Raw genomic sequence first — 13,326 nt, 5'->3', positions numbered from 1 at the left:
GAGCGGCACCCCGGCCGCCCCGGCACCCGCCCGGCCTCTTCCGGCCGGGCCCCTTCCGCACGACCGTACGATGGAGGGGGTCCAAAGCCGCATCCAAGGAGGAAGACCGTGTCGGAGGAGCTCAACCCGGAGACCGCAGAAACACCCGTGGATCCGGCGAACCCGGTGGAACAGGGCGTAGCGGACGCTGCGGAGGGCACCGGGGAAGAGGAGCCGATCGCGCAGCGCAAGAACGGGCTCTACCCGGGCGTATCCGATGAGCTGGCCGAGAACATGCGATCGGGGTGGGCGGACACGGAACGACAGGACCTCGCGCCGATCGCGCAGGCGACCGAGACGGCGGCCCGCCGCGCGGCCCTGTCGGCACGCTTCCCCGGTGAGCGCCTCGTCATTCCCGCGGGGAAGCTGAAGACCCGCTCGAACGACACGGACTACCCGTTCCGCGCCTCGGTCGAATACGCCTACCTCACCGGCAACCAGACCGAGGACGGCGTCCTGGTGCTGGAGCCCACCGACGCCGGTCACGAGGCGACGATCTACCTGCTGCCCCGCTCCGACCGGGAGAACGGCGAGTTCTGGCTCGACGGCCAGGGCGAGCTGTGGGTGGGCCGGCGCGACTCGCTCGCCGAGGCCGGCCGGCTGTACGGCGTCCCCGCCGACGACGTCCGCACCCTGCCGGACGCGCTGCGCGCGGCCACCGGCCCGGTCCGGGTGCTGCGCGGCCAGGACGCGGGCGTCGAGGCCGCCCTCACCGACAAGGTGACCGCCGAGCGCGACGAGGAGCTGCGGGTCTTCCTCTCCGAAGCCCGGCTGGTCAAGGACGCCTTCGAGGTCGGCGAGCTACAGAAGGCCGTGGACTCGACCGTGCGCGGCTTCGAGGACGTCGTCAAGGTGCTGGACCGGGCGCGGGCCACCAGCGAGCGCTACATCGAGGGCACCTTCTTCCTGCGGGCCCGGGTCGAGGGCAACGACGTCGGCTACGGCTCCATCTGCGCCTCCGGCGCGCACGCCACCACCCTGCACTGGGTCCGCAACGACGGCCCCGTCCGGGCCGGCGACCTGCTGCTGCTGGACGCCGGCGTGGAGACGCACACCCTCTACACCGCCGACGTCACCCGCACCCTGCCGGTCGACGGCACCTTCACCGCGCTCCAGAAGAAGATCTACGACGCGGTGTACGACGCCCAGGAGGCCGGGATCGCCGCGGTGCGGCCGGGTGCCAAGTTCCGCGAGTTCCACGACGCGTCCCAGCGGGTGCTGGCCGAGCGGCTGGTCGAGTGGGGCCTGGTCGAGGGCCCCGTGGAGCGGGTGCTCGAACTGGGCCTCCAGCGCCGCTGGACGCTGCACGGCACCGGTCACATGCTCGGCATGGACGTGCACGACTGCGCCGCCGCCCGCACCGAGACCTACGTGGCGGGCACCCTGGAGCCGGGCATGTGCCTGACGGTGGAGCCCGGGCTGTACTTCCAGGCCGACGACCTCACCGTGCCCGAGGAGTACCGGGGCATCGGCGTGCGGATCGAGGACGACATCCTCGTCACCGAGGACGGCAACGTGAACATGTCGGCGGCGCTCCCGCGGCGCTCCGAGGAGATCGAGCAGTGGATGGCCGGCCTCCAGCGCGGCTGAACCGGACGCCGACGCCCCCGTCCCGCCGCGAGCGGACGGGGGCGTCGGCGTCCTGCGCCCGTCAGACCGATGCCAACGGGGCCTCCGCACGCCACTTGAGGTTCTTGTCGAAGCTGACGACCGCCCCGCCCGGACCCGGGCGGTTGGTGAAGCGGACGTGATCCGCCAACTCCCGGATCAGCAGCAGCCCCCGCCCGTGTTCGGCCTCCTCGACGGCGGTCGCGGCCCCGGGCCCGGTCGACGGCACCGGACGGGCGCGGGCCGGCCCCCTCCCGTCCTCGGGGAACCCCGGCCCCGAGTCGGTGACCTCGATCCGGCACTTCTCCCCGTCGAGGTAGGCCGACACCCGGTAGGCGCCCGAAGCCCCGCCGTGCTCCACCGCGTTGGCGCACGCCTCGCTGAGGGCGACCGACACGTCGTAGCAGACCTCCGGGTCCACCCCCGCCGTCTCCATCGTGCGCACCAGCACCCGCCGGGCCAGGGAGACGCTCGCGGCGTCGCGCCGCAAGTGGAGAGACCACGAGATGCTCATGCTCCTGCCTCCTGGTTGCGGCTCGACATACCGTTACGTATTGCCATCGGGACGTCACAGCAATCGCGCGGCGAACGTGATGCCGCCCATACGGCCGACCTGCCGTGACGCCCCGCGGCCCGTGGCGGGTCGGCGCGCCCCGGGCCCGTCCGCGCCGGTTCCGGGACCGCCGAACGGGTCACGCCCGGCCCGGGCCCCGCTCGGCCGGGTGCCGCCGAATTCCGCCCTGCCGCACCGCCCGGCATCCCCCGATGGGATGATGGCGCCGCCATGACTGCCCCCCACAGGTGCGAGGAACGCGGCGGGAGAGACCTCCGGCTGCTGCGGGCCGCGGTGTTCGCCGCGGTCTGCGTCGTGCTGTCCGCCGCGGGGCACGTCCTGGCCTCGTACGAGGCCGTCCCCCCGTGGACGGTGGCGGCCGGGTTCCTCGGGGCGTTCGCGGTGGCCCTGCCGCTCGCCGGACGGCCCCGCTCCCTGGCCGGGATCGCCGCGCTGCTGGCCGTGGGACAGCTCGTCCTGCACGCCGTGTTCGGCCTGGGCCAGCACGGCGGCGCGGCCACCGCGGCCGGCGAGGCGTCCCTGATCGCCCAGGCCGCGCAGTTGGTGTGCGGGGCGGGCGCCTCGGCCATCGGACCGGAGCAGGCGCAGCACCTCCTCGCCGTGTCCGGCGCCCTGCCCGGCACCGCACACCACCAGGAGGCGGCGGAGGTCGGCGGGCTCGCCGGGCTGGTGCCCACCCTGCCGATGCTGCTCGGCCACGCACTGGCCGCCGCCGCGGCGGGCTGGCTGCTGCGCCGGGGCGATCTGGCGCTGGTCCGGCTGGTCCGGCTCTCCGCGCGCGGGGTCGCCGAGGGCGCACCGGTACGGGCGCTGCGCGCCGCCCTCGCCTTCGTCCGGGCCCAGCTCTCCGGGTCGATCGGGGCGGCGGGCCACGGGCCGGTGACCCCGGTCGTGGACCGGTCCTGGGTGCCGTGGCCCCGGGTCGAGGCACTCCACCACACGGTCGTTCGACGGGGTCCGCCGCTCGCCGCGGCCCTCGGCGCCTAGGTCCTTCCACCGAGGGGCCCGGCCCCCGTGCCCGTTCCGGGTGCTCGGGGTGCTGCGCCGACCGCCCCGCCCGCGTCCACCCGTACCCGCCCGAACGACGACGGGCGTCACCGTGCCGCACCGTGCGCGGGGCGCCGTGCCGTCCGCCGCCGCCCGCACCCGTGCCCCCGTGCCGGTGTGCCGCGCCGGCGACCCCGGGAGCGGTGCGGTGACGGCGCCGGGACGGCGGAATCCGCCCCCGCGTGCCACCCGGGTGCGTCCGGGCGCGTCCTCCCCGGTGGAGGACCCGCCGCGCCGCCGTGGCCGCCGCATTGACCAACGAACCGTCGAACCGCCGTGGACCGCCATGGCAACTGGAGTGCATCGCGATGAACCCGACCGTGAAGTCCCGCGTGCTGCTGACCGCCGCCACCTCCGTGACCGCGCTGTTCGCGCTGGCCTCGCCCGCGCTGGCGCACGTCACCGTGCAGCCCGACGGGGAGGCCGCCAAGGGCGGTTACGCGACGATCGGCTTCAAGGTGCCGAACGAGCGCGACGACGCCTCGACCACCAAGCTGGAGATCACCTTCCCCGCCGGGCAGCCGCTGGCCTCCGTGCTGCCGCAGCCGGTGCCCGGTTGGAAGGCCGAGGTCACCAAGGGCAAGCTCGACAAGCCGCTGAAGGTGCACGGCAGCGAGATCACCGAGGCCGTCACCAAGGTGACCTGGACCGCGGACGGCAAGGGCATCGAGCCCGGCTTCTTCCAGCGGTTCCCGCTCTCGGTCGGGCAGTTGCCCGAGGACGGCGACCAGTTGGTCTTCAAGGCCCTCCAGACGTACTCCAACAAGGAGGTCGTCCGCTGGATCGAGGTGCCCCAGGAGGGCGCCGAGGAACCACGGTTCCCGGCGCCGGTGCTCGCCCTCAGCGAGGCCGCGGACGGGCACCACGGCGGCACCTCGGGCGCCTCCGACAAGGCCGAGGACGACGCCCACGCCGAGGACGGCAAGGACGCGAAGAACGGCGAGGACGCCAAGGACCACGCGTCGGACGCGAGCGGCAGCGACACCACCGCGCGGGTGCTCGGCGTCGTCGGCATCGTCGTCGGCGTGGCCGGCGTCGCCTTCGGGGTCCTCGCCGGTCGCCGCCGCGACACCGGCGCCCGGAGCTGACCCACCGGGCCGGCGCCCCCGCGCCGGCCCGCACACCCCTCTGTACCGGGGCGGACCAGGGCCTTCGGCCGGACACCCGGTCCGGCCGAAAGGCCCTCGCCGCCCCTCTGGAGAATTGCCCCATGCGTACCCAGAAGACCCTCATCGCCTCCGTCCTGCTCACCGCCGCCGCCCTGACCCTGTCGGCATGCGGCGGGAGCGACCAGGACTCCAAGGCCGACACCAACCCCGTCTCCGTCGAGTCCCAGCCGGAGCGCAAGGCCGGCACGGTCCTGGACCGGCCCTTCACCAAGCCCGACCTCGTCCTCACCGACACCCGGGGCGAGTCCTTCGACCTGCGGGCGAAGACCAAGGGCAAGCCGACCCTCCTCTACTTCGGCTACACCAACTGCCCCGACGTCTGTCCGCTGACCATGGGCAACCTCGCCCAGGCCAAGAAGCAGCTGCCGAAGGCCGACCAGGAGCAGCTCCAGGTGATCCTGGTGACCACCGACCCGGAGCGGGACACCCCCGCCTCGCTCGGCAGCTGGCTCAAGGCCCAGGACCCCGCCTTCACCGGACTGACCGGCGACTTCGCCACCATCCAGGCCGGGGCCCGGCAGCTCGGCATCGCCATCGACCCGCCGAAGAAGAACGCCAAGGGCAAGGTCGAGTCGATGCACGGCAAGCAGGTCATCGCCTTCTCCCCGAAGACGGACCAGGGCTACGTCCTCTACAACGGCGACACCACCACCATCGACCAGTACGCCGCGGACCTGCCGAAGCTGATCAAGGGGGAGGCCCCGTGACCCGCACCCGGCGGGCCGCCGTCCTCGCCGGCGCCCTCGCCGCCGGGCTGGTGCTCACCGGCTGCGGCGGCGACGCCGCCGACCGCGGGCCGAAGCTCACCCTCGGCGGCGCCTACCTGCCGGCCCCGCCCACCGCCGACCTCGCCGCCGGCTACTTCGTGGTCACCAACGAGGGCGCCGCCGACGAACTGACCTCGGTCACCAGCGACCTGGCGAAGACGGTCACCCTGCACCGCACCGTCGACGGCCGGATGCAGGAGCAGGAGTCCCTCGCGGTGCCCGCGCGGGGACGGCTGGAGCTGGCCCGCGGCGGGAACCACCTGATGTTCGAGGAGCTGACCCGCAAGCCCGTGCAGGGCGACACGGTCACGTTGGAGCTGCGTTTCGCGAAGGCCGGAACCATGACCCTCCGGGTGCCGGTCCGCGAAGCCACGTACAACCCGGCGGCCCCGGCGCCGTCGTCGCCCCCGTCCGCCGCCGCGGACCACCACTGAGGGAGGGCCCCACCCGTGCAGACCGTCGTTCCCCGTCTGAGGGCCGTGCTGCTGCTGTTCCTGTTGGCCACCGGAGCACTGCTGGCCGGGGCCGCGCCCGGCGCCGCGCACGCCGCGCTGACCGGCAGCGACCCCCAGCGGGGTTCGGTGGTCGCCGAGGCCCCCGAGCAGGTCACGGTCACCTTCTCGGAGACCGTGGCGCTCGCCGAGGACTCGCTGCGGGTGCTCGACCCGCAGGGGGAGCGCGCCGACACCGGGCCCACCACGGAGGCCGGTGCCAACTCCTACTCCGTGCAGTTGAAGCCGGGGCTGCCCAACGGCACCTTCACGGTGGCCTACCAGGTGGTCTCGGCCGACAGCCACCCCGTCGCGGGGGCCTACACCTTCTCCGTGGGCGCCCCCTCCGAGACCTCGGTGTCCCTCGCGGACCAGGCCCGGGGCGGGGACGGGGCGGTCGGCACCCTCTACGACGTCGAGCGCTACGTCTCGTACGCGGGCTTCGTCCTCCTGGTCGGCGGCGCCGCCTTCGTGCTGGTGTGCTGGCCGGGCGGGGCCCGGGTGCAGCCGCTCCAGCGGATCGTGGTGACCGGCTGGCTGGCGCTCACCTCAGGGACCCTGGCGCTGCTGCTGACGCGCGGTGCGTACACCACCTCCGGGAAGCTGGGGGACGTCTTCGACCTGGGACTGCTCGGGCAGGTCCTCCAGACCAAGACGGGGGCCGCCCTGGTCTCCCGGCTGCTGCTGCTGGCCGCCGCGGCCCTGTTCGTCGCGGTGCTGTTCGGCCCCTACGCAACTGCGGCCCGCGGAGCCGACGGATCCGGGGAGGGCCGGGGCCGCTCGCGGGACCTGGCCTTCGGGCTGGGGGTGGGCGGCACCGTGGTGGCCACCGGGCTCGCGGCGACCTGGGCGCTCTCCGAGCACGCCTCGACCGGCATCCAGACCGGGGTGGCCATGCCGCTGGACGTGGTGCACCTGCTGGCCGTCGCCGCCTGGCTCGGTGGACTGGTCGCCGTGCTCGTCGCCCTGTACCGGGCGCCGGGGATCGACCCCGCGGCCGTCCGACGGTTCTCCCGGCTCGCCTTCGGCAGCATGGTCGTCCTCGCGGTGACCGGCCTCTACCAGTCCTGGCGGCAGGTCGGCAGCTGGTCCGGACTGACCGGCACCAACTACGGGCGGTTGCTGTTGCTGAAGGTGGCGCTGGTCGCCGTGGTGCTCGCCGTCGCCTGGTTCTCCCGGCGCTGGACCGCCCGACTGGCCCCGGGCCCCGGCGAGCCCGCCGAGGACGTCGAGCCCGCCGAGGACGTCACCGCCACGGAACCGGAGGAGGCCGCTCCCGACGCTCCGGACGCGGAGCGCGCCTCCCAGCTCGCCCGGCAGCGCGCCGCGGTGGCCACCGCGGCGGTGAAGCGGGCCCGGGACGCCGACCCGGCCCGCAGCGGGCTGCGCCGGTCCGTCCTGCTGGAGACCGCGGTCGCCGCGGTCCTGCTCGGGGTCACCACCCTGCTGACCGCGACCGAGCCCGCCCGCACCCAGGAGGCCGCCGACCGCGCCGGGGCCACCGCGCCCGCCGGCCCGGTCAGCGTGGAACTGCCGTTCGACACCGGTGGCGCCGACGGCAAGGGCACCGCGACCATCGATCTGGAGCCCGGACTCACCGGCACCAACAGCCTGCACCTCTACGTGCAGCGCCCCAACGGCAGCGGGTACAACGTCCCCGAGATCACGGTGGACTTCACCCACCGGGCCAAGGACATCGGCCCGTTGCCGGTCACCCCCGACCTCATCGCCACCGGACACTGGAGTGCGACCGGAGTGACGCTCCCGGTCGCCGGCGAGTGGGAGGTGGCCGTGACGGTACGCACCTCCGACATCGACCAGGTCACCGTGAAGAAGAACGTGAAGATCAGCTGATGACGGACACCTCCACCCCGCGCTCCGCAGAGGCCCCGGGACCCTCCGGGGTCACCCGGCGCCGTCTGCTCGGCACCGCCGGGGCCACCGCGGTCGGCGCGACGGGCGCGGGCGCCGGCTACGCCCTGGCCCGGTCCGGGGAGCCCGAGGGCACCCCGCTCTCCTCCGTTGGCGCGGACACGGCGATGTTTCACGGGAAACATCAACCCGGGATCACTACCGCCCTCCACTCCCGGGGCCACCTCATCGCCTTCGACCTGGCCCCCGGCGCGGGGCGCCGGGAGGCGGCGGCCCTGCTGCGCCGCTGGTCGGCGACGGCCGAGCGGCTGATGGCGGGGGAGGCCCCCGAGGGGGACAACGGGATCGCGCTGGACTCCGGGCCGGCCATGCTCACGGTGACCTTCGGCTTCGGCCACCGCTTCTTCGCCCGCACCGGACTGGAATCCCGGCGCCCGGTGGCGCTGGACCCGCTGCCGCCCTTCTCCTCCGACCGCCTCGACCCCCGCCGCAGCGAGGGCGACCTCTGGGTGCAGATCGGCGCGAACGACGGGCTCGTCGCCTTCCACGCCCTGCGCACGCTCCAGACCCAGGCGGGCGGCACGGCCCGGGTGCGCTGGCAGATGAACGGCTTCAACCGCTCGCCGGGGGCCACCGACCGTCCGATGACGGCGCGGAACCTGATGGGGCAGGTGGACGGCACCCGGAACCCGAAGCCCTCGGACCCGGGGTTCGCGCAGCAGGTGTTCGTCCCGGACGAGCCGAGCGGCACCGGTACCGCGGCGGTCCCCGGGGGCGGCTCCCCCGCCTGGATGGCCGGCGGGTCCTACGCGGTGGTCCGGCGCATCCGCATGCTGCTGGACCCCTGGGAGGGGCTGTCCCTCCAGGAGCAGGAGGCGGTGATCGGCCGCCACAAGTCCGACGGGTCCCCGCTCACCGGCGGCGACGAGACCACCGAGCCCGATCTGGAGGCGCTGGGGCCGGACGGCTTGGTGATCCCCCTCGACGCCCACGCCCGGATCAGCCGCCCGGACCAGAACGGGGGTGCGACGATGCTGCGCCGCCCGTTCTCCTACCACGACGGGTACGACGCGAAGGGCGTGCCGGACGCGGGGCTGCTGTTCGTCTGCTGGCAGGCCGATCCCGCCCGCGGCTTCGTCCCGGTGCAGCGCAAGCTGGACCGGGGGGACGCGCTGTCGCCGTTCATCCGGCACGAGGCCAGCGGGCTCTTCGCGGTGCCGGGCGGTGCGGAGCCGGGCGGCTACGTGGGGCAAGCCCTGCTGGAGGGGTGAGGCGCCGCGGCCAGGGACGGGATTCCACTAGGCTGGCTGCATGTCGGCCACGCGCTACACCTATCTCGGCCCCGAAGGAACCTTCACCGAGGCGGCGCTCCGCACGCTGCCGGAAGCCGCCACCCGCGAGCTGGTCCCGATGGTCTCGGTGCCCGCCACGCTGGACGCGGTCCGCAGCGGTCAGGCCGCGGGGGCGCTGGTGCCGATCGAGAACTCGGTGGAGGGCGGGGTCACCGCGACGCTGGACGAGCTGTCCCGCGGCGAGCCGCTGATGATCTACCGCGAGGTGGTCCTGCCGATCGCCTTCGCCCTGCTGGTCAGGCCGGGCACCCGGCTCGACGACGTCAAGACGGTGACCGGACACCCGGTCGCCCAGCCCCAGGTCCGCAACTGGTTGGCGGCGCACCTGCCGGACGCGGTCTGGGAATCGGCGGCCTCGAACGCGGACGGGGCCCGGCTGGTGCAGGAGGGCCGCTACGACGCGGCCTTCGCGGGGGAGTTCGCCGCCGCCACCTACGGTCTCCAGCCCCTGGTCACCGACATCCACGACGCGGTGAACGCCGCCACCCGGTTCGTCCTGGTGGGTCGACCGGGCCGACCGGCCGCACCGACCGGGGCCGACAAGACCTCCGTGGTGATCTGGCTGGACGACGACCACCCGGGCGCCCTGCTCGACCTGCTCCAGGAGTTCGCCGTCCGCGGCGTCAACCTGATGCGCATCGAGTCCCGTCCCACCGGTGAGGGCATCGGGAACTACTGCTTCTCGATCGACGCCGAGGGCCACCTCACCGACCGCCGGGTGGGCGAGGCGCTGATGGGGCTGAAGCGGGTCTCCCCGCAGATAAGGTTCCTGGGCTCGTACCCCCGGGCGGGGGCCGCCGCCGACCAGGCGGGTCCGGTCCGGCCGGGGACCTCCGACGAGGCGTTCTCCCTGGCCTCGGACTGGTTGACGCGCTGCCTGGACGGACGTTTCACGCCACCGGTCGGTTAGTCGCACCCGCGGCTCCCGCCGGGCCCGGTCGGCACCGTACAGCCCCCCGAGTTATCCACAGGCCACTGCTCCAAGCTGGGGACAAGTCGACAACTCCGTACGGCGGAGTCGACACGTCGACCCCCCGAACCCGTCCCCGACCAGGGAAGGGTTCCCCGTCCATCTCCCTCCTCCCCTGCGGATCGCCCCATCGAGCGAACCGATTCCCCTCGAAAGGGTGAGGAAAGGAGGTTTCATCGGCACCTCCCCGGAGGAACGCCACCCGCGGAACGATCACCTCCGTTATCCACAGTTCTTCCACACAGCCTGTGGATAACCACCCCACTTCCCCGCCCGCTGTGGACAACGCACCCCTTCCCACCAGCTGGACTCCCCTCTTCGTACCGGTGGGGCGGACCCGGACCCACCGGAGCCCACCCGCCCCGCCCTGCCGACCGGGAGCCTTTTCGGCCGCCGGCGGTCCGGAGGCCAGGCACCCGGCCCGCGGGAACGCCCGGCACCCAGGCCGCCGGGACATTGCTCACAGGCACCGACAGTCGTGGGCCAACAGCGGGCACCGGTAGCCTTGTGGGGTGATTGACCTTCGCCAGCTCCGTGAGGACCCCGACCGTGTCCGCGCCTCGCAGCGCGCCCGTGGAGAGGACGTCGACCTCGTCGACGCGGTGCTCTCCGCCGACGAGCGGCGCCGGTCCTCCGGACTGCGCTACGACGAACTCCGCTCCGAGCAGAAGGCGCTCGGCAAGCTCGTCCCCAGGGCCACCGGGGACGAGAAGCAGGAACTGCTGCGGAAGGCCGCCGAGCTGGCCGCCGCCGTGAAGGCCGCCAACGCCGCCCAGGACGAGGCCGACGAGGAGACCAAGCGCCTCGCCCTGCGCCTGGGCAACCTCGTGCACCCCGACGTCCCGGTGGGCGGCGAGGACGACTTCGTCGTCCTGGAGACCCACGGCACGATCCGGGACTTCGGCGCCGAGGGCTTCGAGCCCAAGGACCACCTGGAGCTGGGCGAGGCCCTCGGCGCCATCGACGTGGAGCGCGGGGCCAAGGTCTCCGGTTCGCGCTTCTACTACCTCACCGGCGTGGGCGCCCTGCTGGAACTGGCCCTGGTCAACGCGGCCATCGCCCAGGCCACCGAGGCCGGCTTCATCCCCATGCTCACCCCCGCGCTGGTCCGACCGCGCGCCATGGAGGGCACCGGTTTCCTCGGCCAGGCCGCCGAGAACGTGTACCACCTGGAGAAGGACGACTACTACCTCGTCGGCACCTCCGAGGTCCCGCTCGCCGCGTACCACATGGACGAGATCCTCGACGCCGAGCGGCTCCCGCTGCGCTACGCCGGCTTCTCGCCGTGCTTCCGCCGCGAGGCCGGCACCTACGGCAAGGACACCCGGGGCATCTTCCGCGTCCACCAGTTCGACAAGGTCGAGATGTTCTCGTACGTCGCGCCCGAGGACGCCGAGGCGGAGCACCGCCGGCTGCTGGACTGGGAGAAGCAGTGGCTCTCGGGCCTCGAACTGCCCTTCCAGGTGATCGACGTGGCCAGCGGCGACCTGGGCTCCTCCGCCTCGCGCAAGTTCGACTGCGAGGCGTGGATCCCCACCCAGGGCAAGTACCGCGAGCTGACCTCGGCCTCCAACTGCGACGCCTTCCAGGCCCGACGGCTGTCGGTGCGGATGCGGGACGCCCGCGACGGCAAGAAGGTGCTCCAGCCGCTGGCGACGCTCAACGGCACGCTGTGCGCGGTGCCGCGCACCATCGTGGCCATCCTGGAGAACCACCAGCAGGCGGACGGCTCCGTGGTGGTGCCGAAGGTGCTGCGGCCGTACCTCGGGGGCCGCGAGGTCCTCGAACCGACGAAGTAGGGCACGGCCCGCGCGCGGGCGCCCGCACCGAACCGATCCTGGAGTCGATCAGCACGTGAGCCCCGCGCCGAACCCCGCCGACCCCGTCCGTCCCGTCCCCGCCCCGCCCGCCGGCACGGCCCGGGCCGTGCCGGCCGCCCGGCGGGACACCGCGGACGGCGGCTTCCCCTACCGCTTGATCGCCACCGACCTCGACGGGACGCTGCTCCGCGAGGACCAGTCGGTCTCCGCGCGCAGCCGCGAGGCGCTGGCCGCCGCGACCGCCGCCGGCGCGGCGCACATCGTGGTCACCGGCCGGGCGGTGCCCTGGACCCGGCACATCCTGGAGGACCTCGGGTACGAGGGGCTCGCGGTGTGCGCCCAGGGCGCCCAGCTGTACGACGCGGGCGCGCGGCGGTTGCTGACCTCGGTGACCCTGGACCGTGCGGTGGCCCGGCTCGCCGTGGAGCGGATCGAGGCCGTGGTGGGCACGCTGGCGCTGGCCGTGAGCCGGGACGGACTGGACGGGAACGTGGTCTGCGAACCCGACTACGTCACCACCGGGGACCTGCCGTACGTCCCCTTCACCGACCGGGCCGAGGCATGGACCGAGCCGGTGAACAAGCTGTACGTCCAGCGGCCCGGGCTGGGGGACGACGAACTCACCGAAGCCGCGCGGGCCGCGGCGGGCGGGCTGGTCCAGGTGGTCATGGCGGGGCCCGGGATAGTGGAGCTCCTGCCGCCCGGGCTGACCAAGGCGACCGGTCTGTCGCTCGCCGCGCGACGCCTCGGGGTGCAGCGGGCGGAGACCATCGCCTTCGGCGACATGCCCAACGACCTGCCGATGTTCGGATGGGCGGGGTACGGCGTGGCCATGGGCAACGCGCACGAGACGGTCCGGGCGGTCGCGGACGAGATCACCGCGTCCAACGAGGACGACGGCATCGCCCGGACCCTGGAACGGCTGCTGAGCACCGGCGCCTGACCGGCACGGACCCGCCGCCCCTTCGTTGCGGGCGGTCTTCGTTGCGGGCGGTCTTCGTTGCGGAGGATGCGCGGATCGAACGCGCGCGGGCTCTCACCCGACCACGGCTTAGCAAGCCGGTGCCTTCCCACTCGGCCAATCCTCCGGGAGGGCGACCTCGCGCTCTCGCGCGCTCGAAGCGGTCGCCCCGGGCGGCTCCCCGTGCGGAGCGGACTCGACGGAGCGGGTGATCACTCCGGAGCCGCGTTCCGCCCACCGCCCTGCGGGGAGCGGGACGGACCGTCGTCGTGCACGTCGCGCTCCTCCCCGGTGGGTGACGCCGGACGGACCGGCGGAACACCCCCACTGTCCCGCACCCGGGGAAGCCGTCGCCAGCGAATTACGGCGGGCGAGCGGGCTCAGCGCCGGCGCCACCTGCGGCGCCGGACCTTGGACCAGAACCAGCCCGCGGGCGGCTCGTCGGAGCGCCAGGGCTGGGGCTCCGGGGCCTGACCCCGCCACTTCTCGGCGAGCATCCGGGCCCGTGCGGACGGTTCCTTGGCCTCGGCGGAGCGGACGAACGCCTCGTCCAACTCCACGGAGTCCCAGTCGTCCGGCTCGCCCCCGCCGGGGGTGTCCCCCCGCGGGGTGGTCTCCCCTGCCATCGTCGCTCCCTCCTCGGGCCGTGCCGTGGT

12 protein-coding genes and 1 tRNA gene are annotated in these 13,326 nt (G+C 74.0%); 10 read left to right on the top strand and 3 right to left on the bottom strand.

The genetic code is table 11. The annotated features are described in order from the left end of the window. Window positions 1-108: 108 nt before the first annotated feature. Window positions 109-1,629, top strand: coding sequence for an aminopeptidase P family protein (locus tag ABT092_RS19325; protein WP_502968463.1), 1,521 nt, complete (start codon window positions 109-111; stop codon window positions 1,627-1,629). Between the two features lie 61 nt (window positions 1,630-1,690). Here the strand turns inward: ABT092_RS19325 and ABT092_RS19320 are convergent, their stop codons facing one another. Further along, complete coding sequence (locus ABT092_RS19320; RefSeq protein ID WP_351245371.1) at window positions 1,691-2,161, bottom strand: ATP-binding protein; 471 nt, start codon at window positions 2,159-2,161, stop codon at window positions 1,691-1,693. A gap of 270 nt (window positions 2,162-2,431) precedes the next feature. Here ABT092_RS19320 and ABT092_RS19315 point away from each other — a divergent pair, with 270 nt between their 5' ends. From ABT092_RS19315 to ABT092_RS19275, 9 genes are all read left to right on the top strand, one after another. Then, window positions 2,432-3,208, top strand: a complete 777-nt coding sequence (locus tag ABT092_RS19315) for a hypothetical protein (protein WP_351245369.1) — start codon at window positions 2,432-2,434, stop codon at window positions 3,206-3,208. A gap of 368 nt (window positions 3,209-3,576) precedes the next feature. Then, complete coding sequence (locus ABT092_RS19310; protein WP_351245367.1) at window positions 3,577-4,356, top strand: YcnI family copper-binding membrane protein; 780 nt, start codon at window positions 3,577-3,579, stop codon at window positions 4,354-4,356. A 122-nt stretch (window positions 4,357-4,478) separates the two neighbouring features. Further along, window positions 4,479-5,144, top strand: a complete 666-nt coding sequence (locus tag ABT092_RS19305) for an SCO family protein (RefSeq protein ID WP_351245365.1) — start codon at window positions 4,479-4,481, stop codon at window positions 5,142-5,144. Next, the gene (locus ABT092_RS19300; RefSeq protein WP_351245363.1) at window positions 5,141-5,638 is read left to right on the top strand and encodes a copper chaperone PCu(A)C; all 498 of its coding nucleotides are present in this window, start codon (window positions 5,141-5,143) and stop codon (window positions 5,636-5,638) included. Before ABT092_RS19305 ends, ABT092_RS19300 begins: the two co-directional genes overlap by 4 nt. Window positions 5,639-5,653: 15 nt before the next feature. Beyond that, window positions 5,654-7,549 (top strand): copper resistance CopC/CopD family protein, encoded by a 1,896-nt coding sequence (locus ABT092_RS19295; protein ID WP_351245361.1) that lies wholly within the window; start codon window positions 5,654-5,656, stop codon window positions 7,547-7,549. Beyond that, window positions 7,549-8,838, top strand: coding sequence for an iron uptake transporter deferrochelatase/peroxidase subunit (efeB, locus tag ABT092_RS19290; protein ID WP_351245359.1), 1,290 nt, complete (start codon window positions 7,549-7,551; stop codon window positions 8,836-8,838). Before ABT092_RS19295 ends, efeB begins: the two co-directional genes overlap by 1 nt. 40 nt (window positions 8,839-8,878) lie before the next feature. Next, window positions 8,879-9,829, top strand: a complete 951-nt coding sequence (gene pheA, locus ABT092_RS19285) for a prephenate dehydratase (RefSeq protein ID WP_351245357.1) — start codon at window positions 8,879-8,881, stop codon at window positions 9,827-9,829. Window positions 9,830-10,401: 572 nt separating this feature from the next. After that, window positions 10,402-11,688 carry a serine--tRNA ligase gene (serS, locus tag ABT092_RS19280; protein ID WP_351245355.1) on the top strand — a complete coding sequence of 429 codons (1,287 nt, stop codon included), beginning with the start codon at window positions 10,402-10,404 and terminating at the stop codon, window positions 11,686-11,688. Between the two features lie 127 nt (window positions 11,689-11,815). Then, window positions 11,816-12,652, top strand: a complete 837-nt coding sequence (locus ABT092_RS19275) for an HAD family hydrolase (RefSeq protein WP_351245427.1) — start codon at window positions 11,816-11,818, stop codon at window positions 12,650-12,652. Between the two features lie 60 nt (window positions 12,653-12,712). Here the strand turns inward: ABT092_RS19275 and ABT092_RS19270 are convergent. Next, window positions 12,713-12,797: transfer RNA gene (locus ABT092_RS19270), tRNA-Ser, on the bottom strand. A gap of 253 nt (window positions 12,798-13,050) precedes the next feature. Then, window positions 13,051-13,296 carry an SGM_3592 family protein gene (locus ABT092_RS19265; protein ID WP_351245353.1) on the bottom strand — a complete coding sequence of 82 codons (246 nt, stop codon included), beginning with the start codon at window positions 13,294-13,296 and terminating at the stop codon, window positions 13,051-13,053. Window positions 13,297-13,326: the final 30 nt, after the last annotated feature.

It is taken from the genome of Streptomyces sp. NPDC002490 (assembly GCF_040296045.1).
Taxonomy (GTDB): domain Bacteria; phylum Actinomycetota; class Actinomycetes; order Streptomycetales; family Streptomycetaceae; genus Streptomyces.
This window is presented reverse-complemented; position numbering and strand designations above follow the sequence as displayed.

Coding starts and splice junctions, on each gene's coding strand:
- ABT092_RS19320 (WP_351245371.1), bottom strand. CDS start 2,161: ATGAGCATCTCGTGGTCTCTCCACTTGCGGCGCGACGCCGCGAGCGTC.
- ABT092_RS19265 (WP_351245353.1), bottom strand. CDS start 13,296: ATGGCAGGGGAGACCACCCCGCGGGGGGACACCCCCGGCGGGGGCGAG.
- efeB (WP_351245359.1), top strand. CDS start 7,549: ATGACGGACACCTCCACCCCGCGCTCCGCAGAGGCCCCGGGACCCTCC.
- pheA (WP_351245357.1), top strand. CDS start 8,879: ATGTCGGCCACGCGCTACACCTATCTCGGCCCCGAAGGAACCTTCACC.
- ABT092_RS19315 (WP_351245369.1), top strand. CDS start 2,432: ATGACTGCCCCCCACAGGTGCGAGGAACGCGGCGGGAGAGACCTCCGG.
- ABT092_RS19310 (WP_351245367.1), top strand. CDS start 3,577: ATGAACCCGACCGTGAAGTCCCGCGTGCTGCTGACCGCCGCCACCTCC.
- ABT092_RS19305 (WP_351245365.1), top strand. CDS start 4,479: ATGCGTACCCAGAAGACCCTCATCGCCTCCGTCCTGCTCACCGCCGCC.